The sequence below is a fragment of the Ensifer adhaerens genome, from assembly GCF_002007205.1.
Classification (GTDB): domain Bacteria; phylum Pseudomonadota; class Alphaproteobacteria; order Rhizobiales; family Rhizobiaceae; genus Ensifer; species Ensifer adhaerens_D.
On record NZ_LAZS01000005.1, the window covers coordinates 592,841 to 618,080 of the forward strand.

The window sequence follows — 25,240 nt, forward strand, 5'->3', positions numbered from 1 at the left end:
TCGTGCCTGGCGGACGCGGTGTCGAGCCTGCGGTTCGCCGAACAGAATCCACAAAACCGCTTGATGGTCCGCGCTACTGCATGTTTCCTTTGATCGTAGCCGATTAAAGGACAAAAACATGCAGGAATGCAAAGTTCTACAGCGACCTTTGCGCGTCTGATAAGACGCGCGGCGCTGTAGGCCATCAAGCGCTCCGTCTCCGCTACAACGACTTCGCAGTCGCGTTGAGCGGGCGGGTCGGACGAGCCGTTGATGGGAGAGTTTTCGCTGAGACTGGCTTCCGGCTAAAGGATGTCAGGCAAAATGACTCTCCCTCGACACGCGCATCATCGCGTACCGTGAAGTCGGTTATGAGGCCGCCTTCGCTTGAAACGGCGAGGACACAGTTGGCAACTTCATATCCTGGCGGCTTATGGACAGTCATGGTCATGTTGGGGCCTGCGCCCATCGTCTCGAAGCGTCTGGGCATCCAATGGACCTTCGAGGTTCGCCATTTCATCGTCGTGACGTTCTTGGCAGTTGTCGCTTCTACCGGGGCGCCAAAGCGACTTTCGAAAGCCTGGATGGGCGAGCCGTTCCAATCTTTTTCAAGTTCCTTGCCGACCCCGTATTCCCAGTAGAACTTGCCATTCTCCGAGGCGCAACCTGTCAGGGTCATGAAGGCCACGCCAAGCAGAAGACTAACTTTGGCGGCATGTCTGCGTTTCTTGGCTGATTTCATTTCCTGTTCCCTGAAGACTTGGACGATCATCCCGAAGTATTTTCTCGGGTGCCGGCGACATTGATGGTCGGAAGCCACCGCGCAAGACGTTGCCGATCTGCTTTCACAGGCAATCGTTGTTGGTGTTAATCAATCACTTAAATAACTCCCGGGTCCTTCCGTGAGGGCCCCATCCTGCGGTGATCGATGCGAACGGCATTGACAGAAGACGTTGCATGTCGGGGGCGCGCGACGGTGGTAAGATCGATCCTCGCGGATTGGCGCATGCCCGTGTGCCGTTTTCGGTGTTCACGATCTCAGGCCGCATTTCAGGGCTTGATTTCATCGCCGCATGCGCAAGGATCGCCGCCGATGGTCAATGCCGGTCCCGGCAAGGAGAACGCCCCGATGAAACTCCAGCTTATCCGTAACGCCACGCTCAAGCTCGACTATGGCGGCCATACCGTGCTCATCGATCCCTTCCTCGGGCCGAAGGACAGCCTGCCGTCCTTTGCCGGGCGCGCCCCCAATCCGCTGGTCGAGCTTCCGACCGACACCGATACGATTCTCGCCGGCGTCGAGCTCGTCATCATCTCACATCTGCATGAGGACCACTTCGACGACACCGCCAAGCACCGGGTGCCGAAAGGGTTGCCGATCTTCTGCCAGCCCGGTGACGAGGAGGCGATCCGCAACGCCGGGTTTCGCGACGTCACGCCACTCCTTGGCCAGGCGCATTGGCAGAGCCTGAAGCTCACGCGGCGTGACGGCAGCCACGGCCTTGGCCCCGTCGTCCAGGACATGGGGCCGGTCATGGGCTTCAGCCTTGAGGCCAAGGGCGAGCCGACGGTCTACTGGGCTGGCGACACGGTGCTCTATCCGGCCATCGAAAAGACCATCCACGAGACGAAGCCGGACATCATCGTCACCCATTCCTGCGGCGCGCGCTGGGACGGCGCCCTGATCGTCATGGATGCGGCGCAGACGATCGCAGTCTGCGAGGCCTCCAAAAACAGCGTCGTCATTGCCACCCACATGGAGGCGCTCGACCATGCGACGGTCAGCCGAGGCGACCTGCGCGCCGCCGCCGATGCGCATGGCATCCCCTTGACGAAGTTGGTGATCCCCGACGATGGCGAGGTGCTGACGCTGATCCCGCCGGTGGTCTAATGCATGTTTCCTTTAATCGTAGCCGATTAAAGGACAAAAACATGCAACAAACAAAGGTGCTACAGCGTCCTTTGCGCGCGTCCGACAGGACGCGCGACGCTGTAGGAGGAGCCGACCAATGAGGCGAATCCTGTCGCGCAGCGTGGCTGCGGCGACGGGGCGTCTTTGCCCAGGAGCCATCTTTCGTCCCATGCCGGTTGCGACACACATCTGTGAAAACAGGAAAATTCGCGCATATTAGGCTCAACGCAATCGTCCGCCGCAGGAGCGGTCACGTCAGTGGATCGAAAGCTCGCAGCCATCCTTTCGGCCGATGTTGCCGGCTACAGTCGCCTGGCGGCGCTGGACGAGGAGGGTACGCTTGGCGCACTCGACGTGTGCCGCAAGTTGATCTCCGAATTGGTGGACGAACATGGCGGCCGCATATTCGGTAGCGCAGGCGACGGCTTTGTCGCCGAGTTTCCAAGCGCGGTCCGGGCCGTCCGGTGCGCGGTAGAAATCCAGCGCCGCCTTTTCGCTCTCAGCGAAGACTTCCCGCCGGACCGCCGCCTGGAATTCCGCATCGGCGTCAACCTGGGTGATGTCGTCGTGTCCGGGGCCGATCTGCTCGGCGATGGCGTCAACATCGCGGCACGCGTGCAGGAAATCGCCACTCCATCAGGCATCTGCATTTCGGGGTCGGTGCGCGAACATCTCGACGGCAAGGTGCCGTTCGCCTTGACCAGCCTTGGCGAGCGGAGTTTGAAGAACATCCCTCGGCCAATTCTTGTCTTTCGCGTCGATTGGCAGGAGGAGGCGCCGGCCGAGAGTGGCATGGTGCCCTTGCCGACGTTTTCGGCCCGCCGCGGCAAGGACCAGCCGTCGATCGTCGTCATGCCCTTCGACAACCTGAGCGGTCAGGGCGACGAATACTTTGTCGATGGTGTCGTGGAGGAGATCACAGCCGCGCTCTCGCGCGTTCGCGATTTCTTTGTCATCGCTCGACAGACCGCCTTCACCTACAAGGGACGCTTCGTCGACGTGCGTGAGGTCGGCCGGGAGCTCGGCGTCAATTATGTGGTCGAAGGCACGGTTCGCCGTGGCGGCGACCGGTTGCGAATCTCCGTGCAACTGGTCGACGCCGAGACAAGGACACAGTCCTGGTCCGATCGCTACGAGGGCGCGATCGAAGACATGTTCGAGTTCCAGGATCGGATCGCGGCGCAGGTGGCAGGCGCCATTCGTCCGGCCATCCGCGATGCCGAGATTGAGCTCGCCGGGCGCAAGCCGCCGACCAGTCTCAGGGCCTATGATCTCGTCATGCGCGCCTTCCCGAACCTTTGGGGGCGCCGCAAGGACACCAACAACCAGGCGATCGAACTGCTCCGGCAAGCGATCGCCATCGATCCGGGCTATGGCCGCGCGCATGCGCTTCTGGCGTGGTGCCATGCCTCAGGCGCGTGCAGCGATCGAAGCGGCGGGCTCGATCAGCGATGACCCGACCGCGCTGACTGCTGCCGGCGCGGCCATCAGCATCTGCGGCGACCAGGAGCGCGCGGCCATCTTTATCGAAAAGGCGCTCGCGCTTGACCCAAACAATGCCTGGGCATGGGCGCGCCTCGGCTGGGTCGCGATCTTCACGGACGATGCCGCGCGCGCAACGGAACGCTTCCAGCGCGCAATGACGCTCAGCCCAAGAGATCCGCTGGGATTTAACATGAGATTGGGGATGGCCTTCTCCATGGCCATGCAAGGCTCGCTTTTGCAAGCCATCGCGATCGCCCACGAAGTCGTCAACAACTATCCTGACGTGACCTGGTCCTATCGCCACCTTGCCGCTTGGTCGGCGTTGAGCGGAGACATGCAGACCGCCCGATGGGCGGCTGAGAAGCTGCGTGCGGCCGAGCCGGCCTTTACGATCGAGCGCTATCTCGCATTGCCGTGGTTCCAAAAGATACCGCACTGGCAGCAACAAATGGCCGCGGGGCTGAGGCAAGCAGGATTGCCGGAACGCTGAATGTGCTCAAGGGCTTGCAGGATCCATTTTCGGCGGGCTCACGGGATCGAAAAGATGCTGATCTCGTTGGTGATGCCCCTGAGCGCCACATTGTGCGATTGCGGGTTGAGGCCGCGGTCGGAAAGCAGGCTCGATGCACGCGGGTCGTCGAGCACCGAGCCGGTGGCAAAGATCTCGCGCGAGCTGGCGAGATGCTGGACGCGCGAGGCGATGTTGACCGTCTGGCCGAAATAGTCCTGCCGTTCGTTGAGGTTGACGGCGATGCACGGGCCCTCGTGAATGCCGATCTTCAAAAGCAGGTCCTCCGCACCGCGCGCCTCGTTCAGCTCACGCATCGCTTCGCGCATGCGCATGGCGGCGGCAACCGCCCGGTCCGGCGTCGGAAAGGTGGCCATGACCGCGTCGCCGATCGTCTTCACCACGGCGCCGGCTTCCGCCGCGACGATCTCGTTGACGACGCTGAAATGGGTCTTCACCAGGTCGAAGGCGGCGAGATCGCCGACCCGCTCGTAAAGCTCGGTCGAGCCGCGCAGATCCGAGAAGAGGAAGGTGAGGCTGGTGATTTTCAGCCGCTGGTCGACGTCGATCGTGTCGGTGCGGTAGATGTCGCGGAAGGTCTGGTTGGAAAGCAGGCGCTTGGCCGTCAGAAACGGTCGACGTTGCCCGAGGATATCGTGCAGCGTGTCGTTGGCGATGCAGACCGAGGGGAGCGTGCGCACATCCGTGTGGTTTTCCACCTGGATGCGCAAGGGGCCGGGCTGCATCGTCAGCGCTTCATCGTGACGGTGGCCGCGGTCGAAGACCAGCGACAGCGTGCGCCGCTCCTTGGTCGGCTCGCCCTTGACGTCGATGAACTGTGCGGCATGGGTCACCGGCTCGAAGACGATGATGAATTCCGCCGGCAGTTGCAGCGAAATCACCGCCTTCTCTCCCGGCGGCAGCTCCAGCGCCTCCAGCACGAAATCGTCGATACGCGCCTCGTAATCCTCCTCCGGCAGTTCGATGCCGGAGCCCCAGTAGATCTGCCGGAAATATTCGAAGGGGGGCAGTTCGTGCGGGTTGTGCGCCTCGATATGGCGCACCCGCGGGTTCACGGTGAAAGTTACTTCCACCATTTCGTCCAGTGTCGGCTCGTAGCCGGCAGCACAGAGCGAGCAGGTATAGGTGTCGCTCTGCACGGTCTTCAGCGAGGTGTTGCTGTCGAGCACACCGCCGCAGCCCGGGCAGAGCACGTTCCACGACAGCTCAAAGAGCCCGAGGCGAGAGGCATGCAGGAAGGCGGCGATCGCCTTTTCCTCGTCGAGCTGATGCTCGGCGGCAAAGGCGAGCGCATTGATACGGCAGAGCTTGCGGTCCGGCGCCTCCCGGACAAAACGCTCCAATACGCCGACGATTTCAGGCTGCACGGTTTGGCGCAGCATGTCGAAGAGAGGCTGGGCTTCACTCATGGTGGTATCTTATACCGAAAATCGCCTGTCGTGCAGAGGCTTGTCGGCGGCGATTTGACGGGCAAGGCGGAGCGCAGCGGTCGTTCGCGCCGCGATGGAACGTTCAGTCACACCAAGGATGGGCCGTGCCGCGCATCGCGCCATTTGCAGGCTATGCCGCCTTGCGGTCGCGCCCGAAGGGATCGCCAAGCACCGATTCCGTGTGCAGGGAGGCGAGCCATCCACCGTCCTTGCGGACCCAGGTGGTGGCATCGGCTGCCTTCAGGGTCAGGGGCTTTCCGTCGACATCCATCTCTTCGGTCACCGTGTAGGCGATCACGGCCACGTCCTCATGCGGAAAGATGACGCTGACATCGTCGAGGCGGAATGAATTGAGCTTCCAGGAGCCTTCCGCCTGTTCCGCCATCCTGCGATAGTCGTCCCGGCTGAGAACCGCCGACCCCTGCGCGCCGACGACGATCGACCGCTCGGGCAGCATGGCTACCGATGCCTCGGTATCGCTCTCCAGGATGGTCCGCCAGAATTCCTGTTCGAGATCGATGATCTCCTGTTCGTCAGCATGCGCCATGGCTGGTATCCTCCGTTTGCACTACCGGCAGAAGACCTGGGGGAGCGAAAGGTTCCGTCCGGACGGGAGCCCTGTCCGGCGTGAGCGCCGGCCCGTGCGGCCGAAGGCGTGGCGCACGGGAGCGCCGGAACCCAGCGCCCACGTGCGCCGTTCTTCGAGCAATCGATGAAAGCAGAGGACGACGCATGACCATTCTTTCTGGAAAATGCCTTTGCGGGCAGGTTGAGGTTTCGATGCGCGGCGCCCCGCTCAGGGTCGGCATCTGCCACTGCATGGATTGCCGCAAGGAAAGCGGCTCGGCCTTTACCTTCTACGGCATCTGGCCCGCAGACCAGTTCGAGCGCAGCGGCGAAACAGCCGAGTTTCAGGGGCGGTGCTTCTGCGCTGCGTGCGGCTCGCGGGTGTTCTCGGTCGATGCGGGGGAGGCGGAGGTCAAGCTTGGTATGCTCTCTGAAGCTCCGACGCCGCTCAAGCCGAGCTACGAACTCTGGGTCAAGCGCCGCGAGGCCTGGCTGAAGCCGGTGGAGGGGGCAGAACAGTTCGAGGAAGATCGGCTGCCCAGAGCCGACGGCGAGCGCTTCTAGGTCGCGTGAATGGGCGCAGCGGCCCTGCGAAAACGACCTGCGAAAGCTCAAAAACCCAAGACCAAGGCGGATATCCGGGAGATCGCGTCGCGCTTTGGCGCGGTCAGCCTCCTCATTTCGATGCTTCTTTATTTTAGCATCGATTAATGAATGGAATTGTGCTTTAAATCAAAGCGTTACTGCGTTGATCTCACGGGCGGTCGAGATGGCCGCGCGGTGGCGGGTCGCTGGGGGAGTGTATGTCGGCACGACCTTTGTTGAGGATATCAGACGCTGCCAATGGTCTTTTGGCGGCGGCCGGGCTCGTGGCGGTGGCGGCGCTGACGGCGACGAGCTTTGGTGCCGGAGCGCGGCTTGCTCTCGAAGCGCTCCTTGCGGGGATCTGGGCTGTCTATGTCCTGCAACTGAGCGATACGCTGATTACGCTTTGGGCAAGGGCTGGCCGGGTCTCGGTGTCTGAAGTCACGATCGATCTGCTGGCCGTCGTCGTGCCCCTTGCCGGATTCCTCTTTGCCAGCACACGTGACCAGAGCCTCTATTGTGGCGTCTGGCTCTTGAAGCCGCTTCGTCACTCCACCTTCTTCCGCCTGCTTGGCCGGGTGGTCGCGCGCGCAGCGCCCAATCTCGTCGGCGTCACCTCGCTCTTCGGCATCGTGCTTTTCGGCGCGTCGCTCCTTGCCTACCTCATCGAGCGCGATATCCAGCCCGACAAGTTCGGCAGCATTCCCCAGGCCATGTGGTGGGCGGTGGTGACGCTATCGACCACCGGCTACGGCGACGAGATCCCGATGACCTTTGCCGGACGGGTGCTGGCCGGCCTGGTGATGATGAGCGGCATCGGTATCTTCGCGCTCTGGGCCGGCATCCTTGCGACCGGCTTCTTTGAAGAAGTGCGCCGACAGGATTTCGTGCGCAACTGGCAACTGGTGGCAGCCGTGCCGCTGTTCCAGAAACTTGGCTCGGCGGCCTTCGTCGAGATCGTCCGGGCGCTTCGGCCAAGGGTGGTGCCGGCGGGCGCCGTCATCTGCCGCAAGGGCGAGGCAGGTGACCAGATGTTCTTCATCGTCGAGGGGCGCGTGACGATCGCCACTTCTTCGCCGACGCCGGTCGAGCTCGGCCCCGGCAGCTTCTTCGGTGAAATGGCGCTGATAACGGGCGAGCCGCGCTCGGCAACCGTCACCGCCGCCACCGAGGTCTCGCTGCTGTCGCTTTATTCGGAGGACTTCCAGATGCTGTCGAGTAGCAATCCGGAGATCGCCGAGGTCATCCGCAAGACGGCCGAGACGCGGCGCGGGCGCGCGCCGTAGACATGAGAAAAGGCGGCGTCACGGCGGCCGGGCGTCTCAAGCCGGCACGCCGCGTCTCGTTAATTCGCCGCTGCTCATTAACACCGAAGAAAGCCTTTCTCCTCTAGCATGGTGGCTGCAAGTTACAGCGACTAGGCGGGCATGAAGAACGCGCGGAGCTGTAGGGGGACACTCTTTTACATAGGCGTTCAATGTCATTTTTTGGCGTTTCCGGAATGTATTATTCCGGCGAATCCCTTGCCGAGCACCGCATCGTGCTTGCCGAGGACTCCAACCTCTTCTCCTCGATGGTCTCGAAGCGGCTGAAAGAGCTGTTCGACATCGATGTCATCGTCTGCCGCGACTATGACGACCTGCAGTTCGCCGTCGAAAACGCGACCTTTCCGGCGTCGCTCGCCATCTCCAACATCAACCTGCCGGGAGCGGAAAACGGCGAGGCGCTCAACTACCTGATCGATATGAGCGTGCCGACGGTGGTCTTCACCGGCTCGTTCCAGGAGTCGACGCGCGAAAAAATCCTCGCCAAGGAGATCGTCGACTACGTCATCAAGGACAGCGTCTTTGCCGTCGACATGCTGGCGGAATCGGTCTGCCGCTTCCTTACCAACCACAAGCATCATGTGCTTGTTGTCGACGACAGCCCGACGGCGCGCGCGCTGTTGACGACGCAGCTGAAGCGCTACAACTTCCGCACCAGCTCGGCCGAAAACGGTGCCGCGGCGCTCGAGATCCTGAAGAACAATCCGGATATCGGCCTCGTCATCACCGACTACAACATGCCCGATATCGACGGCTTCGAGCTGACGCGGCGCATTCGCAGCTCCTACGGGCCGCACCAGCTGCGCATCATCGGCGTGTCTTCCTCCACCAACCGACTGCTCTCGGCACGGTTCCTCAAGGCCGGCGGCAACGACTTCGTCGTTCGTCCCTTCGTCAACGAGGAGTTCTACTGCCGCGTCAACCAGAACCTCGACACGCTGACGAAGATCCGCACGCTCAGTGAAAAGGTTGGGGTTCCGGCGAAGGCTTCGGCCTGATACGAAAAATAATCCCCAATATTTCATGGCAAATGGCGCGAAATCCCGCGTCCAAGTTGCTGCATTAACGAAATTGCAATCCGATCGGTCTTCAATCCGCCGCAACAGGAGCGGGGAACCCGGTCACACCTAATCGCGCCGGCCGAAAGGCCGGTGCGGCGTGACGGGTTTAATCATGTATTCGGAGCCAGCGTCACCTTAACCGGAAGCACGCCTGCGGCTCGAGAGGGGTTGCAGGGACGTGAGATTGCGCCGCACGCCGGGCCGGGTGAACTCTGTGCAGAAGCACAGCGACAAGCGCATGCTGCTCGTCGAAGACTCCCGGATGTTCGCGACGGCGCTGAAATATGGTCTTGAGTCCGTTCACGGCATTCGCGTCACCCATTGCAGTTCGCTCGCGGCGCTGCGTGAGGCGCTGGAGCAGGGGCCGGAAAGCTTCTCGCTCGCAGTGCTCGATCTCAACCTGCCGGATGCGCCCAATTGCGAGGCGCTCGACTTCATCCTCGACAATCAGGTGCCGGCCGTCGTCTTCACCGCTGCCTTCAACGACAATACGCGCGAGGCGATCCTGTCGCGCGGCGCGCTCGATTGCGTCATCAAGCATCAGCCGGAATCGATCAACCTGCTGATCGGCGCGGTCGATCGGGCGCTGACCAATGGCAAGACGACGGTGCTGCTCGCCGATTCCGATGCCGCCTCGCGCAACGAGCTTGCCGGCATCCTTAGGCGCAAGCGTATTTCTGTCTGCGAGGTCGCGTCTGCCGCCGATGCGCTGCAGGTGCTCGACAGCGGCGAGGCGATCGATCTTGTCGTCACCGATCTCGATCTCGCCGACATGACCGGGGCAGCACTTCTGGCCGAGGTCGAGCGAAGGCGGGGGGATGGTGCTGTGCCGGTGATCGGCCTTTCCGACAGCGGTGACCGGCGCGCCGGGGCCCGGTTCCTCGAAGCCGGCGGCACCGATTTCATCCAGAAACCCTTCCTCGAGGCGGAGTTCAACGGCCGCATCGCCCAGGCCGCCGGCGTGCAGAAGCGGCTGCAGACGCTGCAGCGGCAGGCGGCGAGCGACTATCTGACCGACCTCTACAACCGCCGCCACTTCTTCCTTGCTGGCCCGCGGCTGGTCGAACAGTGCCTCAGGCGCGGCGAGCCGACCGCAATCGCCGTGCTCGACATCGATCATTTCAAGCGGCTGAACGACACCTATGGCCACGAGATCGGCGACATCGTCTTGAAGCACGTCGCCAAGCGCCTGGCAGCGCTCGTCGGCGAAGACCATCTGCTGGCCCGCCTCGGCGGCGAGGAGTTCGGCATTCTCTTCAACGGCTGCGACGTGCGTCGCGCCTTTGCCTTCTGCGACGCACTGAGGCTCGAACTGGCCAAATCCCGCATCGTCGCCGATGACGAGGAACTGACGATCACGGTTTCGATCGGCCTTGCGACCATCGAAAGCTCCGAGGCCTTCGAAAACTACCTGCACGCCGCCGACCAGTTTCTCTACATGGCGAAACATGCCGGGCGAAACCGGGTGATCTCGGAACTCGCGCTGCTAGACGCGCTCGCGTCGTAAGCGGCGGGGCGAGGCCGTCAGGCTTTTCTTGGAAATAGCGCTGCGACACCTGTCGGCTTGGAACGAAGTCGGACGTCCTTCGGTTACCCGCACATGATCAAGCGGGGCGAAGAGGAGCCGACCCATGACGTCTGTTGTTTCAAATCTCTGGTTTGCGAAGGAGGCGCGGGAAGCCGTCGACTTCTACGTATCGCTCGTTCCCAATTCGGCGATCACCCGCATCTCGACACTGCCGGCGGAGAGCCCGAGCGGCCCGCCCGACAGCGTAAAGATCATCGAGTTCATGCTTGGTAACCAGGAGTTCCTGGCGCTCGAAGCCGGGCCGCTCGACCCGTTCAATCATGCCTTCTCGATCATGATCCAGTGCGACAGCCAGGAGGAGATCGACCGGCTGTGGAATGCGATCCTTGAAAACGGCGGCGAGCCCGAGCAATGCGGCTGGATCCGCGACCGCTGGGGGCTGTGCTGGCAGATCGCGCCGCGCGCGCTCGGCGACATGGTCGCCCATTCCGATCGCGCGCGCGCCAAGCGCGCGACGGAGGCGATGCTCGGGATGGTCAAGCTCGATATCGCCGAACTGGAGCGGGCGTTTCACGCGCAGGAATAGCGGCCCGGCCCATTGTCTGTGGAGAGCCGTTTCGAAGCGAGCGTCGGCGAGGGCTCATGCGTTGCTTGCAGCGCCTCAGGGGGCGGGTCCCCCGGGGCAGGCAGAACCCAGGATGAAATTCGCGAGGATTTTTGATGGGCCGCCGGCGTTGTCGAGCCGAATGCGTATATTGACACCCGAAGGGGCAGCGAAGCTGGCTTCGACGTAGGAGACGCGAGTCGTCCCCACCATGAGCGTCACGATCCGCGTTTCCGGTTTGCCGTATTTTCTTTGGAGGGTGCCCAGTTCGCCTGCGATCATCGCGAACTCGTCAAGTCCTCCCTCCTGATGGGTGGCGATGAGCGCGATCCTGTTGTTGCAGGACAAGAGGCCGAGGTTCGTTCCCTCGACCACCCAACTGCCGGGAAGCGCGGGGGAGAGCTGCTTCAGTGTCCATCCTCGCTCTCTTGCGTGGCGCTCGGCTTCGGCGAAAGTGCGTCCCAGTTCAAATCCGCGCAAGTCGTCGAACGCTTGCGCGCGAGCCGGATGGCTGCACAGGACTGTCGCCAGCAGAAGAACTAAGCAATGCTGGATGGGGGCTCTCTGCATGGTCAACCGTGCGCCTTCTACTTCAGCTTCTGCGGATAGATCGTCTCGCCGCGCTTCAGCATCTCGACGAAGGTCGCGATCTTCTTCTTTCGCCCCGCCTCGGTCTTCATGTTGCGGGTGCGGAAGGCGAGCGCGAAGCGGTTCTGGGCGCTGAGCTTGCCAAGCATCTCGAGGGCTTCGGGCACGGCGTCGATTGCGGCCTGCAGGTCGTCGGGGATCGTCATGTCCTTGCCGCTGGAATAGGCCCGGTCCCAGCGCCCGTCGGCCTTGGCGGCGTCCACCTGTCTGAGGCCGTGCTCGGTCATGCGGCCCTCGGCAATCAGCCGCGCGACGTTGTCGACGTTGATCTTGCTCCAGATGCTTTTCTTGCCGCGCGGGGTGTAGCGTTGCAAGAAGCTTCTGTCGTCAAAGCCCTTGCGTATGCCGTCGATCCAGCCCCAGCAGAGCACGGCGTCGATTGCCTCCTTGGGCGTTATCGAGGTAAGGCCTGAGCCGACCTTGTGCGTCTTGACCCACACCTCGGTTTCGCTCAGATGGTGGGCGGAAAGCCAGTCGTAGAAGCTCTGGAAGTCCTTGAACTCATGGACCTTGGCGGGATCGATTTCGACGGGGGCCATGGGCTGGCGTGCTCCTCGCGCTCATGCAACGCCGACCATTCAAACCAAAATGACGGCGCGTGCAAGCGCATAGGCATCACAAGTGGAAGTGTCACCAACGAAACGAAAAAGGGCGGCAAGTGCCGCCCTTCCTGTTCCCGATCCTTGTCGAACTCTACCGCGCCATCTGCAGCGTCAGCTTGCGGTCGGCGCGCTCCTGCTGCGGCGAGCGGTTGTAGAGTTCGCGATAACACTTGGAGAAGTGCGAGGCGGAGACGAAGCCGCAGGCAACGGCCACTTCGACGACCGGCATCGACGACTGGATGAGCAGGTGCCTTGCGCGGTCGAGGCGGATTTCCAGGTAGTAGCGGGCCGGTGACCGGCCCATTTCCTGGCGGAAGAGGCGTTCGATCTGGCGGCGCGAGAGATCGGCGCCCTCGGCGATTTCCAAGAGCGACAGCGGTTCGGCGAGGTTTGCCTCCATCAGCTCGATGATCGACAGCACCTTGGCGTTCTGCACGCCGAGGCGAGCGCGCAGCGGCAGGCGCTGGCGGTCATGCGGCCCGCGCACGCGATCGGTCAGCGCCTGTTCGCAGACGCGGTTGACGAGGCTCTCGCCGAAATCCTGGTCGATCAGGTTCAGCATCATGTCGAGCGAGGCGGTACCGCCGGCGCAGGTGTAGATGTTGCTGTCGATCTCGTAGAGGTCGGCATAGACGTCGACCTGCGGGAAGCTTTCGGAAAAGCCCGGCAGGTTTTCCCAATGGATGGCGCAGCGCTTGCCGGTCAGAAGGCCGGCGGAGGCCAGCACATGGGCGCCGGTACAGAGGCTGCCGACGGCGACGCCGCGATTGTAGACTTCGCGCAGCCAGGCATTGACCGACTTGTTGTTGAAGTCCTCGACATAGATGCCGGAACAGACCAGCACCATCGAGGGGCGGTTTTCACCGCCGAGGAACTTGCGCTCGTCGGCGAGCGACGAATTGACCTCGAGCGCAATGCCGCTCGACGACAGGACCTTTTCGCCGTCGGACGAAGCGAGGCGCCAGGAATAGGCCTCGTAGCCGAGCATGCGGTTGGCGATGCGGAGCGTTTCGATCGCCGCCGAAAAGGGCAGCATGGAAAAGTTCGGCACCAGGAAGAAGACGAGAGAACGCTTTTTGGTCAGTGGCTTGTTCATGAGGCTTCCCATGCTTGGCGATGCGGGTATATTCGTCGCTTGGAAGATACTCTTCGGCTTGTCTGTTTGCGACATTCGCATGGATAGCAGCGACCGCAAAGAGATTTCGCATTGCGACATCGGGCGGTAAAAGGCGGATCGGCCCCGCTTTCAGGCTTTTGTAAGGAAAGCGACAGTTTTTACAGCGCTGTTGACGCTATCGGACAAGAACTGCCAGAGATACGCAACATCTGCAAAGCGCTCGTAAGGGTTGTGTTTGCCGATTGCGACGCTATTGGCGGCGATCGCGGGTGTCGGTAAGAGACAAGTCGATACAGGGTGTCACCCGCACACCGGTCGGGAGCCCTCGCGGGGGAACGAAGAGTTCTTGTCGTGGGACCGTGGTCCTGTCGGGCAACTAGGGGTTCACGATTGCCGGCAGGCGACTTAGACTTGACCTCAGTTAGCTCTAATCAGCCACCTGAGAAGCCATACCGGCAAGCCGCTACCCGGCTCCACAAATGCCGCATGAAAGCGAGCGGAAGAAGCTTCCCTGGACCACACTTCGGGCTCAAGAAGCAGCTTCTCGTCAAGCCACCTTCGCAGTTCCTCAGCGCCGGGGAGCCGTTTGGCGAACGCCCGTTCTTGCCGGATGCATGCCTGCTCCACGCGATGGCGGTTCTCGTACGTGTAGGGAATGCCGACTTTCAACAGCCGGGCGTGTGCCGCCTCATGGACAATCGTTGATGCGACGAATTCGATGGGTGAGGACAAGACAAACTTCGGGTCGAGTTGGCATCTCTTCAGCTCGGGGGTGTACTGCCCGACAGCCCCGAACAGGTAGCTCACCCAAATTCTATCGAAAGACGCAATGACGCGCCTGTACCTTTGGGCATCGTTCGCCTTTATCAGAGCCAATGCGCTTTCGACGCGCGATAAGACCTTGTGCTGATCTTCATCGCAGAAAGTCCCGATCCACAGGCCATCGACCTTGATCGACTTCGAAAGCCGAAGAAGCAACGAATCGACGAGACCTTGGATTGCTTTGCGTACCTTGCCCGTCAAACGGGGTTCCTCCTTGCTCAAGCAGCAGGAGCCTAGATCAAATGGGTTCGAAGTTCCTGAATGGTCGATCGAACCCGAAGCGTCCGGTCAGTTGTTTTGTTCGTGAGGTCCAGGCGCGCGGTTCGCAGTCGCAACGCAGCGCACATCCGGAGGTGGGTATACATTGACCGCAAAGAAAAAGGGCACCGCCTCCTCGGCGACGCCCTTCGATCGATCCGGACCGTGACGCTCAGAAGAGACAGGTCACGCCGTCGCTCATTGTTCGGTCTTATGCACCGCGTCGTCCACCGACGGGAAGCCGATGTCCTTCAGCGTGTCATAGGACAGGTTTTCGAGAGCCCGTTCCTGGCGATGACGCTTCCACGCCGCCCAGGCACGAACCTGCAGATTGAAGAGACCCGGAAGGGACGAGTGGGAGGATGCCCGTTCCGAGGCCGATGAAAGATGAGTGTTGGACATTTCATGGCTCCTTCTGAGTGTCTCAGCAGGTCGCGACCACGATGGTAGTTATGCCGCAACCTGACTTATCATTCCAACGAATATGTTTGATGCGTCTCATCAAACATGGTGATTGATTAGCGGGTCCGCAAACATCACGTCGTCACGGACTCTCTTTGGCAGTTTGGCAAGTTCGCGCCGGGCTTCCACCCGATTTCGCGCGACCTGTTTTTCGCGTCGCTGCCGGACTACGCCGTCGAGGACGGCGATCACTTGGGTAAGGGCGTTGAGGACCATGTCGTTGCTCCTGCTATGCTCCTTTTTTACCACTGCCTTCGGCAGCTGGCTGTTACGGAGGGAACTCTTCGAAGCGGCGATAACGAGGGCTGCGGTGGACATGGGCTTCTCCTTCCTTCCTCGTCCTTGAGCTTGACTATCGGTCATTGCTGATGTTCAATCAAACGAAATGAAGTGAACTAATCATTCAGTTTTTCTGATCGAGGATGCCGCCATGAACATGATGCTGCGACACGCGCTTCCGCTTCTTGAAATGGATGTGCTGAAGACCTTTGTCGCGATTGCCGAGACCGGCAATTTCACCACCGCCGCCGAAACCGTCTATCGTACGCCGTCTGCCGTCTCGATGCAGATCAAGAAGCTTGAGGAAATGCTCGGCTGCACGCTCTTTTTGCGTGACGCTCGCTCGGTGACGCTGACGCCGAAGGGCGAAACGTTGCTCGGCTTTGCCCGGCGGCTGCTGTCGCTCAACAACGAGACGGTGTCGCGCTTCCTGCTGCCGGATATGAACGGCGTCGTGCGTGTCGGGGCGCCGGAAGATGTCGGCGAGCGCATCCTGCCGGAGGTTTTGAAGCGCTTTGCCGAATCCTATCCGAACGTCACCATCGACGTCTCGATCGGCATGAGCAACGCCATGCGCAAGAAGGTCGACGAGCATCGGCTCGACATCGCCATCTTCAACAGCCTCACCGAAGGGACGCCGCGCAACGGCGAAATCCTGATGCAGGAGAAGCTCGTCTGGGCCGGCGCCAAATGCGGCAGCGCGCACCTCAAGGACCCGCTGCCGGTGTCGATGTGGGAAGACGGCTGCGTCTGGCGGGCGGACGCGGTGGAAAAGCTGGCACGGGCGGGGCGCAAGTTCCGCATCGCGTTCCTCAGCGCCTATACCACCGGGCAGCGCGCCGCCGTGCTTGCCGGTCTCGCGATCGCACCGCTGCCGCGCTACCTCGTCCAGGGCGAGATGGTGCAGCTCGGCGAGCGCGACGGCCTGCCGGATCTCGGTCACTACAATATCGGCCTGCAGGTGATCAGCGATGCTCCGGCCCCGGTATTGGCGGTTGCCGACCATGTGCGCGACGCCTTCGCCGATCTGCAGGCGCAGTAAGAGGGGCATCGTTTGCGGTCCGGCTTCTTAATGCCCGTGCCCGTCACCATTTCTCCTGGCCGAAGGGTGCGAGGTGAACGGCCTTGAGCGATGAGCGCGCCATCCTTGACCCGATCGACCGGCTGTCGGAGATCATCTTCGGCTTGCTGATGGCGCTCACCTTTACCGGGACGATGAGCACGGTCACCGGGGAAGAGGGCGGGGTCAGGGCGGTGCTCGTCGCCGCCTTCGGCTGCAACCTCGCCTGGGGCATCGTCGACGGCGTCATGTATGTGCTGGCGACGGCGGTCGAGCGGACGCGGCGCCATGGCTTCATCGAGGCGCTCCGGCACGAGCCGCTGGAGCGCGCCCGCGAGATGTTTCTGGACAATCTGCCTGAAGACGTGCGCCGCGTATCCTCGCCGAAGGAGACCGAGGCGCTGCTATTAAGGGTGAGGGCGCTCGGTCATGATCCCCGGCACAGGGCCGTCACCGGCCGCGACCTGAAGGCCGCCTTTGCCATCTTCCTGCTGGTCGCCATCTCGACGCTGCCGCCGAGCATTCCGTTTCTGTTGACCGACAATGTCGGCCTCGCCATGCGCCTGTCGAACGGCATCGCACTCGTCATGCTCTTCATCATCGGCGCGCGGCTCGGGCAGTATATGGGCCGCAGCCCCTGGCCGATGGCCTTTGCGATGGCCGCGATCGGTGCGGTGCTGGTGGCCGTCACGATCGCGCTCGGGGGATAGCTGGAGGCAGATGGAGCGACTGGAGCCATCCGAGAGGCGGCTGTGCGGTCTCGACCGAGGGGCTGGTTGCTGGTCGGCTTCCGGTGCCGCATTTTCGAAAGTGGACGCGATGCTCCAATCCATCGTCACCCATTGACGCGGGCATTTTTCTTCACAATAGGGTCAGGCCGACGAATGTGGCGAGCGCCAACCACACAGCAACAGGAGTGTAATCGTGAGCGAACCGACCGTAGCAGATGCAACCAACCGCATTTATGAATCGCTCCAGGCTGATAATGCCGACATCGACCTGCATATCGCGACCCTCAAGGCAGCGTTGGCGCGGGCAGGTTTGAAGGAAGCCGTATTCGACCCGACCAAGCTTGTGCAGAACAACCGTTCTGGCCGGAAGCTGATGCAGGCATACTTCCGTCAGCGCGGCGTGACGGTGAAATTCGCGGCTGAGTGAAATCTTCGCATGACGTCATACGGAGCCCGGTGTGACGGCTGACCTGATGACCCTCGCTGCCCCGCGCCCACGAGAGGATTCTCGATAACCTACCGGACGAGGCGCCGCGTACCTTGCCCAAGGAAACCGAGGCGCTGCCTTTGAGGGTGAGGGCGCTCGGCGACGATTCCAGGCACAAGACCGTCACCGGCCGCGACCTGAAGGCGGCTTTCGCCATGGCCGCGATCGGCGCGGTTTTCGCCTAAGGCCCTTCGCCAGGCCAATCGCAGCCGGCGCTCCAATTCATGGAGTCGTCGGCGCCGGTCCATGCGTCAGATTGAAGGGCTTGAACTACCCCGCACAGTCGTGCGTTCCCAAGGACCATGTCGGCCCGAAGCAGACACTAATAGTCGCCTCAGATTTCCAGGTAGAGATCCCGGTTCAGCAGTTCAAAGCTGTCATCGGTGGTATCGAGAGTACCATCCTGAAGATAGCTATAATCGCCGTTCGCTTCATCGAGAAAGCTGAACCCGTTGTCGCCGTATGATACATAAATCCCAAAAAGATCTCTGGTCGGGATTTTAGCGATATAGAGCGAGGTGGAGCGTACTTCTCTGCCTGCATATTTGCTGAGCGAATCGACGGTGAAAACCGGGTAGGAAAAGTCCGTGTCAAAGCCATCGCGTTCGCTCAGTTGCGGTTCTTCCTGTTGTCGTCGAAACGTCATTTCACCATCGGAAAACGAGATGGAGTACCAAGAGCTCTCGATTTTGAAAAACAGTAGGACGTGTTCAGCCAGAAGCTCTCCATCCATGTAGAACGCGCATCTGCGAAACTCCTCTATCGTCCTGCCGGCCAGTGTCTTCATCATCTCAAAAACTCAGCGATTTCTCGGCAATCAGCGCAGCCGGTATTTCCCTTGCTATGTCGCTTGCCACCAACCGTCAAACAACGGCAATTGGCATGCCCGCAAAGTTGCCGTCGCCTGACCGGCGAAGCACCGAGATGGCAAAGTTCACGCCTTGATCGGCGCCTGGCGGATGTGGATTTCGATCAGCCGCCTCAGCTCGGGGAGGTCTCGTGCCTCCAGCGCATCGACCATCAGATGATGCTCGCGCGCCGACTGCTCGATGCGGGCGCGGGTGCGCCATTGCGAGACCGGGGCTGAAGCGGTCCGTTGGCGGATTTCGGCGATGATGTTCACGAGCTCGATGTTGCCTGCCAGCATGAGCAGGGCGCGGTGGAAGGCGAGGTTGGCGTCGTAGTGCTCCATGATGGAGCCGCGAAACGACATTTCGTCGAAGACGTTGGCGAGCTCGCGCAAGTCCCTGACGGCTTCCGGCGTTGCGTTGGCGATCATCCGGTCAGCGATGCCGGTCTCGAGAATCACGCGGATGTCGCTGATCTCGCGCGTGCGCTGATCGTCCAGTTCATAGACCTGGTAGCCGCGGTTCGGATTGTGCTGCACCAGGCGCTTTTGCGACAGGCGGTCGAGCGCGCGCCGCACCTCCGGCCGCGTGCAGTCGTAACGGCGCTCCAGGTCGATCTGCTTCAGCCAGGTGCCGGCGGGAAGCGTTCCGGTCAGGATGTCCTGCAGCAACAGGTCGGTCACGTCCTTCTTCTCCTCGGGCGCTTCCGTTTCCATCCGATCTTCGCTCATTGCCGGTCCTGTTGCTCTCATGTCGACTTCTCCGTCCCTGCAGCGCCGCGCGTCTTATCGGACGTGCAAAGGTCGCTGTAGCGCTTTGAATTGCTGCATGTTTTTAGCCTTTCATCGGCTGCGATTGAAGGAAACATGCAGTAGGCGGAATTGGCTCCATTTTTGGAGAAACTATGATGACGCCCTGGACAATTCAATCTGAGCGAGGGGATTTTCTCGCTCAGTTTCAACGTCTTGAGGGTGCGTCCAGTCTCCACGATCACGCCTCGCGACGCACGCTTGATGCCAATCGAAATAATTCACGACGCCTCTCTTGTGTATCCAAAAATGATTCCGTAAATTGGCGCCAATTATGGATACTATCATTGAGGGCGTCGGTAAACCATGAAGAATTCGCATGCCGTCTGGGACCTTCTCGAAGCCAAGCGCGAGCGCTTTTTCGTGCTCAGCGACCGGGTTTGGGATACGCCGGAAACGAACTACGAGGAGTTTGCCTCGTCGTCCGAACACGCGGCGCTTTTGGAGGCCGAGGGTTTTCGTGTTTCGCGCGGCATTGCCGGCATGCCGACGGCGGTCATGGGCGAAGCGGGCGAGGGCGGGCCGGTCATCGCCATCCTCGGCGAGTTCGATGCGCTGCCAGGCTTGAGCCAGGCGGCAGGTGTTGCCGAGGAGCGGCCGCTTGTCGAAGGCGGCAACGGCCATGGCTGCGGCCACAACCTGCTCGGCGCCGGCGCGATGATGGCGGCTGCCGCCGTCAAGGATTATCTCGCCGCCAAGGGCCTCAAGGGGCGGGTCCGCTATTATGGCTGCCCGGCGGAAGAGGGCGGCTCGTCCAAGGGCTTCATGGTTCGGGCCGGCGTTTTCGACGATGTCGATATCGCGATCTCCTGGCATCCCGCACCCTTTGCCGGCGTCAACAACCCGATCTCGCTTGCCTGCAACGAACTCGACTTCCGCTTCAGCGGCCGGGCGTCGCATGCCTCGGCGGCACCCCATCTCGGCCGCAGTGCGCTCGATGCGCTCGAACTGATGAATGTCGGCGTCAACTATCTTCGCGAACACATGCCGTCGTCGGCGCGTATCCACTATGCGGTGACGGACACGGGCGGCAATGCGCCGAACGTCGTCCAGGCCCGGGCGAAGGCGCGCTATCTCGTGCGCGCCCGCAGCCTGCCGGAACTGCTCGATCTCGTCGAACGCGTCCGCAGCGTCGCCAAGGGCGCGGCCATGATGACCGGCACCACCGTTACGGACGAGATCGTCAGCGGCGACGCCAATCTGATCGGCAATACGCCGCTGGAAGCGCTGATGCATCGCCAGCTCGAGCGCCTGGGGCCACCTGAGTTCGACGAGGACGACCGCCGGACGGCCGCAAAGTTCCAGGAGACCTTCACCCAGGAGGATATCGCGTCTGCCTTCGAGCGCTTCGGCCTGAAGCTGCGCCGCGGCGTTTCCCTCTGCGATACGATCTTTCCGCCCGAAAACGGCGCCGGCACGCTCGTCGGCTCCACCGATGTCGGGACGGTGAGCTGGGTGGTGCCGACCGTGCAGATGCGTGGCGCCACTTACGCGATCGGCACGCCCGGCCATTCCTGGCAGCTCGTTGCCCAGGGCAAGCTGCCGGCCGCGCACACGGGCATGGAACATGCCGCCAAGGTGATGGCGAGCACGGCGGTCGAGCTGATCCTCGACCCCACGCTCATCGCTGCCGCCAAGGCCGACCATGCAGCAAGGCTGGAGGGCACGCCCTTCGTCAATCCCATTCCTGCCGATGTCTATCCGCCGATCCCCGGGGTGAGGCATGGTTAAGTCGATCGACAAGCGAAGGGAGGCGCTGCGATGACTGAGCCCGGTTTCCTTGACATCATCAGCTTCGGGGCGGACGGCTGGGGGCCGGCGCTCGCCGCCGGCGCCTGGATGACGATCCTGATCGCGATCGCAGGTTTTGCGATCGGCGGCCTCATCGGCACCTTCGGCGCCTGGGCGAAGATTTCCGGCGGCCCGGTCGTTCGCGGCTGCGCCGAGGCCTACACCACCGTCCTTCGCGGCATACCCGACCTGCTGGTCATCTACCTCTTCTATTTCGGCGGCAGCGCCGTGGTGACGGCAATCGGCCAATTGTACGGTGCCGAGGGTTTCGTCAGCTTCCCGGGCTTCATCGCCGGCGCGCTTGCCGTCGGCATCACCTCCGGCGCGCAGCAGACTGAAGTTTATCGCGGTGCTTTCCGCGCCGTGCATCCGGGCGAACTGGAGGCGGCGACCGCCTGCGGCATGGGGCGGTTCCTCAAGTTCCGCCGGATCACCGTGCCGCTGACGCTGCGTCATGCGCTGCCCGGCCTCGGCAACGTCTGGCAGGTGGTGCTGAAGGAATCGGCGCTGGTCTCGGTCACCGGCGTCGTCGAACTCTTGCGCCAGGCGCAGATCGGCGCCGGATCGACCAGCCGCCCGTTCGACTTCTTCTTCATCGCGGCAATGATCTATCTCGCGATTTCAACGGTCTCGGGCCTCATCCTTCAGGTCACCGAGCGCCGGTTCTCGCGCGGCGTCAGGAGGGGCTGATGGATATCAAGTTCGCCCTAGAAACCTTCTGGAGCTTGGCGGCGGCCCTGCCGCTGACGCTGCAGCTCGCAACAACCTCGATCGCGCTCGGCTCGGTTCTGGCCCTCGGCCTGGCGCTGGCGCGTCTGTCCGGCATCCTCGCGCTCGATCTCTTTGCCCGCACTTACGTGTTCCTGTTTCGTGGAACGCCGCTGCTCGTGCAGATCTTCCTGATCTATTACGGCCTCAGCCAGTTTCCGGCTGTCCGGCACAGTATCTTCTGGCCGTTGCTTCGCGAGCCTTACTGGTGTGCCGTGCTGGCGCTGATGCTGAACACCGCCGCCTATGCGAGCGAAATCATCCGCGGCGGCCTGCTTTCGGTGCCGCACGGCCAGGTCGAGGCAGCGCGCGCCTGCGGCATGGGGCGCCTGATGATCTTCCGCCGCATCGTCATGCCGCAGGCGCTGCGCCAGGCGCTGCCCGGCTACGGCAACGAGATGATCTCCATGGTCAAGGCGACCGCGCTCGCCTCGATCATCACGCTGATGGAAATCACCGGCGTCGCCGCCAAGCTGATTTCGGAGAGCTACCGGGTGATCGAGGTCTTCGTCGTCGCCGGCGTCATCTATCTCGCCATCAACTTCGCGCTGACCCGGCTCGTCGCGTTTGCCGAACACCGATTGAACCCGCAACTGCGCCCGCCGCTTCCGATCTCCACCGAACTCAAGGGAGAAACGCATTGAACATGTCCGCCGCCGTTACCGCACCGGTCGCGATCCGCGTGCACGACCTTCACAAGAGCTTCGGCCCGGTCGAGGTGCTGAAAGGCGTGTCGCTCGACGCACGCGAGGGCGAGGTGATTTCCATTCTCGGATCCTCCGGCTCCGGCAAGTCGACGCTGCTACGCTGCATCAACATGCTGGAGGTGCCGAATTCGGGCACGATCGAGGTCGCCGGCGAGGCGATCCGCCTGAAGACTTCGGGCGACGGGCGCAGCCGTCCGGCCGATCAGAAGCAGGTGGACCGCATTCGCTCCGAACTCGGCATGGTGTTCCAGAGCTTCAACCTCTGGTCCCACAAGACCGTGCTCGAAAACGTCATCGAGGCGCCGGTGCATGTGCTGAAGCGGCCGCGGGCGGAAGCGATCGAGGAGGCGGAAGCGCTGCTTGCCAAGGTCGGCATCGCCGACAAGCGCAATCATTATCCGTCGCATCTCTCCGGCGGCCAGCAGCAGCGCGCCGCGATCGCCCGGGCGCTCGCCATGCGCCCGAAGGCGATGCTCTTCGACGAGCCGACCTCGGCGCTCGACCCGGAACTCGTCGGCGAGGTGCTGCGCGTCATGCGGGGGCTCGCCGAAGAGGGCCGCACCATGCTGGTCGTCACCCACGAGATGGGCTTTGCCCGCGACGTCTCCAGCCGCGTCGTCTTCGTGCACAAGGGCACGATCGAGGAAGAGGGGCCGCCACACGAGGTCTTCACCCGTTCGAAGTCCGAACGCTTCCGCCAGTTCATCAAGAGTTGAAGTCTGTCGTGATCGGCGGGCCGAAAAACAAAGCAATCAACATCCACAAAAGGGGAATGCTGTAATGAAAAAGACGACCGCAATCATCGCTTCGGCGCTTGCCGTGGCCGCGGGGCTGATGTCCATGCCGGCGCAAGCCGAGGACAAGAATTGGACTAAGGTGACGATCGCCACCGAAGGCGCCTTTCCGCCCTATAACCTCGCCAAGGCCGACGGCACGCTCGACGGCTACGAGATCGAGCTCAGCAAGATCCTCTGCGACCACATGAAGGTCGAATGCACCGTCATCGCCCAGTCCTTCGATGGCCTGATCCCGGCGCTCAACGCCGGCAAGTTCGACGCGATCATGGCCGGCATGTCGGCAACCGAGAAGCGCAAGGAAGTCATCGACTTCTCGGTGTCCTACGGCAGCACCGGTCAGGCCTTCGCGACGCTGAAGGGCGGCGATCTCGAAACCCTGCCGATGAAGGGTGAGCTCTTCTCGCTCGCCTCCAACGAGGCCGGCGCCCGCAAGGCGGTCGATGAGTTGAAGCCGCTGATCGAAGGCAAGACCATCGGCGTCCAGACCGCCTCGATTGCCGCACGCTTCATCGACGAATATCTGAAGGACGTCGTCGAGGTGCGCGAGTACAAGACCACCGAACAGCACGACCTCGACCTCGTCGCCGGCCGCGTCGATTTCGTCATGGCCTCCATGGGCTACCTGAAGACCACGGTCGAAAAGCCTGCCAACAGCGACATGGTCATCGCCGGCCCCCGATTCCAGGGCGGCTTCCTCGGCGCCGGCAGCTCGGTCGGCCTGCGCAAGACCGACCCCGAACTGAAGGCGTTGTTCGATGACGCGATTGCCGCCGCCAAGGCCGATGGCACCATCAAGCGCCTCTCCGAGAAGTGGTTCGGCTTCGACCTGACGCCGCAATAAGGCCGGAACGGTCCGTCCTTCCAGGAAGCCGCGTGTTCACCGAATGCGCGCCTTTCTGTTGTTTCCGAACTTGTTTCGAACACAATCGCCCCGTATACACCTGCTCACCGGCATTGCTGATGAGCGCTGAAACGTTTCGCCGCTCGCAATTGCCGCGTCGCTTTAGACTTTTGACCACGGATGTACTGGCACTGGTGTAAGAGCGATGATGAGGAAGGTCGGTGCGGTTTCGCCCCGGCCTTTTTTATTGGCCGATCACCCCCATTTCGCTCCAATGCCAAAGCGCATCGCAGTCGCGCATCGTCCGGTGGGTGTTAGAAATCAAGCTCTCCTGTTCGTGCAGCCGGTTTCGTCACTGCAGCCAAGTCGCTTGATCGTCTTCGTCATGCGCCAGGAATTGCATAATCGCCGCAATCAACGCTTCGGCGCTGTAGCGATCCAGCAAGACCTCGATGGTCTCGCCGGTCGAGGACGTGAGTTCGAACGTGCCGAGAAGCGGGTCGGTCGACAGGACGTTGACGGCGCTGCCCTGAAACTCGGCGTTCATCGTGTTCGCAATGTCTTTCATGAAAATCCCTCCGCAAATATATGAGTAAATTATAATATATTTGCGGGCGAACCAAAGGGAAATTTCAGGCGCGCTCACCCGCTGACCGTGTCCCTGCAGCAGGGGCGGTCGCGGAAAGCGGGTGCGCGGTAGATTGGGGAGGGCCGTTACTTGGTCGGCCGCACCAGCGTGACGACACGCGGCTTCGAGGGCGCGTCCAGCCACTCGATCCACTTGTCCCGTTCCTCGATCGTGTCAAAGAACCGCCAGAGCTTGTAGTCCTCTTCGGTGGTCTGCAGCATCTCGCCGATCGAGACCAGCTCCATCGGCAATTCCACCTCGTTGCCGTCGTAGCGAATGAAGTAGATCCCTTCGGCGGCAAGGCGGATAACCTGGCCGGTGCCGTAGGTGCCATCGGGATCGTCGACTGTGAAGTACATGCCGGTCAGGGTATCGAGAATTTTGTCGTTCATGGGTTCTGGATGCCAGTTTAAGGAATAGGTTTCATCAGACCGTCGCCCGCCGTCGGAATTAAGGCAAGCTGAAATCTCCAGTGTCCACATTCACCAAACAGCAAGATAGCCCGATGCGCGACCAAACGAGGCCTTTCGCTTGTGCGGTCGGCCGCCACTTTCCTGGCGAGAGGGCGGCTGGTGCCGCC

28 protein-coding genes and 1 pseudogene are annotated in these 25,240 nt (G+C 61.9%); 16 read left to right on the forward strand and 13 right to left on the reverse strand.

The window, feature by feature from the left end; translation table 11 throughout:
- Positions 1-202: 202 nt before the first annotated feature.
- Positions 203-721: a hypothetical protein gene (locus XB14_RS06690; protein ID WP_143348266.1), complete on the reverse strand. Its 519-nt coding sequence runs from the start codon at positions 719-721 to the stop codon at positions 203-205.
- A 387-nt stretch (positions 722-1,108) separates the two neighbouring features.
- Between XB14_RS06690 and XB14_RS06695 the strand changes: the two genes are divergently transcribed.
- Together XB14_RS06695 and XB14_RS06705 are read left to right on the forward strand one after the other, a co-directional pair.
- Positions 1,109-1,870 carry an MBL fold metallo-hydrolase gene (locus tag XB14_RS06695; RefSeq protein WP_077961908.1) on the forward strand — a complete coding sequence of 254 codons (762 nt, stop codon included), beginning with the start codon at positions 1,109-1,111 and terminating at the stop codon, positions 1,868-1,870.
- A gap of 279 nt (positions 1,871-2,149) precedes the next feature.
- Positions 2,150-3,866 (forward strand): annotated as a pseudogene (locus tag XB14_RS06705) (adenylate/guanylate cyclase domain-containing protein).
- A 38-nt stretch (positions 3,867-3,904) separates the two neighbouring features.
- Here XB14_RS06705 and XB14_RS06710 read toward each other — a convergent pair.
- Positions 3,905-5,314, reverse strand: coding sequence for an adenylate/guanylate cyclase domain-containing protein (locus XB14_RS06710; protein WP_077960866.1), 1,410 nt, complete (start codon positions 5,312-5,314; stop codon positions 3,905-3,907).
- A 151-nt stretch (positions 5,315-5,465) separates the two neighbouring features.
- Positions 5,466-5,882, reverse strand: a complete 417-nt coding sequence (locus tag XB14_RS06715; protein WP_077960867.1) for a nuclear transport factor 2 family protein — start codon at positions 5,880-5,882, stop codon at positions 5,466-5,468.
- A 185-nt stretch (positions 5,883-6,067) separates the two neighbouring features.
- Between XB14_RS06715 and XB14_RS06720 the strand changes: the two genes are divergently transcribed.
- The 5 genes from XB14_RS06720 (at position 6,068) to XB14_RS06740 (ending at position 10,987) form a co-directional block, all read left to right on the forward strand.
- The gene (locus tag XB14_RS06720; RefSeq protein WP_077960868.1) at positions 6,068-6,466 is read left to right on the forward strand and encodes a GFA family protein; all 399 of its coding nucleotides are present in this window, start codon (positions 6,068-6,070) and stop codon (positions 6,464-6,466) included.
- 239 nt (positions 6,467-6,705) lie between these two features.
- Positions 6,706-7,773 (forward strand): cyclic nucleotide-gated ion channel, encoded by a 1,068-nt coding sequence (locus XB14_RS06725; protein WP_077960869.1) that lies wholly within the window; start codon positions 6,706-6,708, stop codon positions 7,771-7,773.
- A 191-nt stretch (positions 7,774-7,964) separates the two neighbouring features.
- Positions 7,965-8,810, forward strand: coding sequence for a response regulator (locus XB14_RS06730; protein ID WP_077960870.1), 846 nt, complete (start codon positions 7,965-7,967; stop codon positions 8,808-8,810).
- 277 nt (positions 8,811-9,087) lie between these two features.
- Positions 9,088-10,380 (forward strand): diguanylate cyclase, encoded by a 1,293-nt coding sequence (locus XB14_RS06735; protein WP_234803994.1) that lies wholly within the window; start codon positions 9,088-9,090, stop codon positions 10,378-10,380.
- A gap of 124 nt (positions 10,381-10,504) precedes the next feature.
- Complete coding sequence (locus XB14_RS06740) at positions 10,505-10,987, forward strand: VOC family protein (protein ID WP_077960872.1); 483 nt, start codon at positions 10,505-10,507, stop codon at positions 10,985-10,987.
- Positions 10,988-11,062: 75 nt separating this feature from the next.
- Here XB14_RS06740 and XB14_RS06745 read toward each other — a convergent pair whose 3' ends face one another.
- From XB14_RS06745 to XB14_RS06770, 6 genes are all read right to left on the reverse strand, one after another.
- Entirely contained in the window at positions 11,063-11,581 is a 519-nt protein-coding gene (locus XB14_RS06745) for a hypothetical protein (protein WP_143348267.1), read from the reverse strand.
- Positions 11,582-11,592: 11 nt separating this feature from the next.
- A complete protein-coding gene (locus XB14_RS06750; protein WP_077960874.1) occupies positions 11,593-12,192 on the reverse strand; it encodes a YdeI/OmpD-associated family protein in 600 nt (199 codons plus the stop codon).
- Positions 12,193-12,346: 154 nt separating this feature from the next.
- Complete coding sequence (locus XB14_RS06755) at positions 12,347-13,351, reverse strand: GlxA family transcriptional regulator (protein WP_034788530.1); 1,005 nt, start codon at positions 13,349-13,351, stop codon at positions 12,347-12,349.
- Between the two features lie 438 nt (positions 13,352-13,789).
- Entirely contained in the window at positions 13,790-14,395 is a 606-nt protein-coding gene (locus tag XB14_RS06760) for a hypothetical protein (protein ID WP_077960875.1), read from the reverse strand.
- Between the two features lie 255 nt (positions 14,396-14,650).
- On the reverse strand, positions 14,651-14,854 hold the full coding sequence (locus XB14_RS06765; RefSeq protein ID WP_043619754.1) for a hypothetical protein: 204 nt from the start codon (positions 14,852-14,854) through the stop codon (positions 14,651-14,653).
- 99 nt (positions 14,855-14,953) lie between these two features.
- Positions 14,954-15,232 (reverse strand): hypothetical protein, encoded by a 279-nt coding sequence (locus XB14_RS06770; RefSeq protein WP_077960876.1) that lies wholly within the window; start codon positions 15,230-15,232, stop codon positions 14,954-14,956.
- 112 nt (positions 15,233-15,344) lie between these two features.
- On the opposite strand from XB14_RS06770, the gene XB14_RS06775 reads away from it, so the two are divergent.
- From XB14_RS06775 to XB14_RS33735, 4 genes are all read left to right on the forward strand, one after another.
- Positions 15,345-16,235, forward strand: coding sequence for a LysR substrate-binding domain-containing protein (locus XB14_RS06775; protein ID WP_077960877.1), 891 nt, complete (start codon positions 15,345-15,347; stop codon positions 16,233-16,235).
- 83 nt (positions 16,236-16,318) lie between these two features.
- Positions 16,319-16,963 (forward strand): VIT1/CCC1 transporter family protein, encoded by a 645-nt coding sequence (locus XB14_RS06780; RefSeq protein ID WP_077960878.1) that lies wholly within the window; start codon positions 16,319-16,321, stop codon positions 16,961-16,963.
- 211 nt (positions 16,964-17,174) lie between these two features.
- Positions 17,175-17,411 carry a hypothetical protein gene (locus tag XB14_RS06785; protein ID WP_077960879.1) on the forward strand — a complete coding sequence of 79 codons (237 nt, stop codon included), beginning with the start codon at positions 17,175-17,177 and terminating at the stop codon, positions 17,409-17,411.
- Between the two features lie 113 nt (positions 17,412-17,524).
- Complete coding sequence (locus tag XB14_RS33735) at positions 17,525-17,656, forward strand: hypothetical protein (protein WP_268802269.1); 132 nt, start codon at positions 17,525-17,527, stop codon at positions 17,654-17,656.
- A gap of 149 nt (positions 17,657-17,805) precedes the next feature.
- Here the strand turns inward: XB14_RS33735 and XB14_RS06790 are convergent, their stop codons facing one another.
- Together XB14_RS06790 and XB14_RS06795 are read right to left on the reverse strand one after the other, a co-directional pair.
- Positions 17,806-18,261, reverse strand: coding sequence for a hypothetical protein (locus XB14_RS06790; RefSeq protein WP_077960880.1), 456 nt, complete (start codon positions 18,259-18,261; stop codon positions 17,806-17,808).
- Between the two features lie 144 nt (positions 18,262-18,405).
- On the reverse strand, positions 18,406-19,050 hold the full coding sequence (locus XB14_RS06795) for a GntR family transcriptional regulator (RefSeq protein ID WP_077960881.1): 645 nt from the start codon (positions 19,048-19,050) through the stop codon (positions 18,406-18,408).
- Between the two features lie 384 nt (positions 19,051-19,434).
- On the opposite strand from XB14_RS06795, the gene XB14_RS06805 reads away from it, so the two are divergent.
- The 5 genes from XB14_RS06805 (at position 19,435) to XB14_RS06825 (ending at position 24,032) form a co-directional block, all read left to right on the forward strand.
- Positions 19,435-20,859 carry a M20 family metallopeptidase gene (locus XB14_RS06805; RefSeq protein ID WP_077960883.1) on the forward strand — a complete coding sequence of 475 codons (1,425 nt, stop codon included), beginning with the start codon at positions 19,435-19,437 and terminating at the stop codon, positions 20,857-20,859.
- Between the two features lie 30 nt (positions 20,860-20,889).
- Entirely contained in the window at positions 20,890-21,609 is a 720-nt protein-coding gene (locus tag XB14_RS06810; RefSeq protein WP_077960884.1) for an ABC transporter permease, read from the forward strand.
- Positions 21,609-22,331 carry an ABC transporter permease gene (locus tag XB14_RS06815; RefSeq protein ID WP_077960885.1) on the forward strand — a complete coding sequence of 241 codons (723 nt, stop codon included), beginning with the start codon at positions 21,609-21,611 and terminating at the stop codon, positions 22,329-22,331. Before XB14_RS06810 ends, XB14_RS06815 begins: the two co-directional genes overlap by 1 nt.
- Positions 22,332-22,333: 2 nt before the next feature.
- Positions 22,334-23,110: an ABC transporter ATP-binding protein gene (locus XB14_RS06820; protein ID WP_077960886.1), complete on the forward strand. Its 777-nt coding sequence runs from the start codon at positions 22,334-22,336 to the stop codon at positions 23,108-23,110.
- Between the two features lie 64 nt (positions 23,111-23,174).
- Complete coding sequence (locus XB14_RS06825; protein WP_077960887.1) at positions 23,175-24,032, forward strand: transporter substrate-binding domain-containing protein; 858 nt, start codon at positions 23,175-23,177, stop codon at positions 24,030-24,032.
- Between the two features lie 352 nt (positions 24,033-24,384).
- Here XB14_RS06825 and XB14_RS06830 read toward each other — a convergent pair whose 3' ends face one another.
- Positions 24,385-24,600 (reverse strand): hypothetical protein, encoded by a 216-nt coding sequence (locus tag XB14_RS06830; RefSeq protein ID WP_077960888.1) that lies wholly within the window; start codon positions 24,598-24,600, stop codon positions 24,385-24,387.
- A gap of 146 nt (positions 24,601-24,746) precedes the next feature.
- Positions 24,747-25,052, reverse strand: coding sequence for a hypothetical protein (locus XB14_RS06835; RefSeq protein ID WP_077960889.1), 306 nt, complete (start codon positions 25,050-25,052; stop codon positions 24,747-24,749).
- Between the last annotated feature and the right edge of the window lie 188 nt (positions 25,053-25,240).

What these genes read in the sequence shown, in the direction of transcription:
- XB14_RS06690 (WP_143348266.1), bottom strand. Translation starts at nt 721, where the DNA reads ATGAAATCAGCCAAGAAACGCAGACATGCCGCCAAAGTTAGTCTTCTG.
- XB14_RS06695 (WP_077961908.1), top strand. Translation starts at nt 1,109, where the DNA reads ATGAAACTCCAGCTTATCCGTAACGCCACGCTCAAGCTCGACTATGGC.
- XB14_RS06710 (WP_077960866.1), bottom strand. Translation starts at nt 5,314, where the DNA reads ATGAGTGAAGCCCAGCCTCTCTTCGACATGCTGCGCCAAACCGTGCAG.
- XB14_RS06715 (WP_077960867.1), bottom strand. Translation starts at nt 5,882, where the DNA reads ATGGCGCATGCTGACGAACAGGAGATCATCGATCTCGAACAGGAATTC.
- XB14_RS06720 (WP_077960868.1), top strand. Translation starts at nt 6,068, where the DNA reads ATGACCATTCTTTCTGGAAAATGCCTTTGCGGGCAGGTTGAGGTTTCG.
- XB14_RS06725 (WP_077960869.1), top strand. Translation starts at nt 6,706, where the DNA reads ATGTCGGCACGACCTTTGTTGAGGATATCAGACGCTGCCAATGGTCTT.
- XB14_RS06730 (WP_077960870.1), top strand. Translation starts at nt 7,965, where the DNA reads ATGTCATTTTTTGGCGTTTCCGGAATGTATTATTCCGGCGAATCCCTT.
- XB14_RS06740 (WP_077960872.1), top strand. Translation starts at nt 10,505, where the DNA reads ATGACGTCTGTTGTTTCAAATCTCTGGTTTGCGAAGGAGGCGCGGGAA.
- XB14_RS06750 (WP_077960874.1), bottom strand. Translation starts at nt 12,192, where the DNA reads ATGGCCCCCGTCGAAATCGATCCCGCCAAGGTCCATGAGTTCAAGGAC.
- XB14_RS06755 (WP_034788530.1), bottom strand. Translation starts at nt 13,351, where the DNA reads ATGAACAAGCCACTGACCAAAAAGCGTTCTCTCGTCTTCTTCCTGGTG.
- XB14_RS06765 (WP_043619754.1), bottom strand. Translation starts at nt 14,854, where the DNA reads ATGTCCAACACTCATCTTTCATCGGCCTCGGAACGGGCATCCTCCCAC.
- XB14_RS06770 (WP_077960876.1), bottom strand. Translation starts at nt 15,232, where the DNA reads ATGTCCACCGCAGCCCTCGTTATCGCCGCTTCGAAGAGTTCCCTCCGT.
- XB14_RS06775 (WP_077960877.1), top strand. Translation starts at nt 15,345, where the DNA reads ATGAACATGATGCTGCGACACGCGCTTCCGCTTCTTGAAATGGATGTG.
- XB14_RS06790 (WP_077960880.1), bottom strand. Translation starts at nt 18,261, where the DNA reads ATGATGAAGACACTGGCCGGCAGGACGATAGAGGAGTTTCGCAGATGC.
- XB14_RS06795 (WP_077960881.1), bottom strand. Translation starts at nt 19,050, where the DNA reads ATGAGCGAAGATCGGATGGAAACGGAAGCGCCCGAGGAGAAGAAGGAC.
- XB14_RS06805 (WP_077960883.1), top strand. Translation starts at nt 19,435, where the DNA reads ATGAAGAATTCGCATGCCGTCTGGGACCTTCTCGAAGCCAAGCGCGAG.
- XB14_RS06810 (WP_077960884.1), top strand. Translation starts at nt 20,890, where the DNA reads ATGACTGAGCCCGGTTTCCTTGACATCATCAGCTTCGGGGCGGACGGC.
- XB14_RS06815 (WP_077960885.1), top strand. Translation starts at nt 21,609, where the DNA reads ATGGATATCAAGTTCGCCCTAGAAACCTTCTGGAGCTTGGCGGCGGCC.
- XB14_RS06820 (WP_077960886.1), top strand. Translation starts at nt 22,334, where the DNA reads ATGTCCGCCGCCGTTACCGCACCGGTCGCGATCCGCGTGCACGACCTT.
- XB14_RS06825 (WP_077960887.1), top strand. Translation starts at nt 23,175, where the DNA reads ATGAAAAAGACGACCGCAATCATCGCTTCGGCGCTTGCCGTGGCCGCG.
- XB14_RS06830 (WP_077960888.1), bottom strand. Translation starts at nt 24,600, where the DNA reads ATGAAAGACATTGCGAACACGATGAACGCCGAGTTTCAGGGCAGCGCC.
- XB14_RS06835 (WP_077960889.1), bottom strand. Translation starts at nt 25,052, where the DNA reads ATGAACGACAAAATTCTCGATACCCTGACCGGCATGTACTTCACAGTC.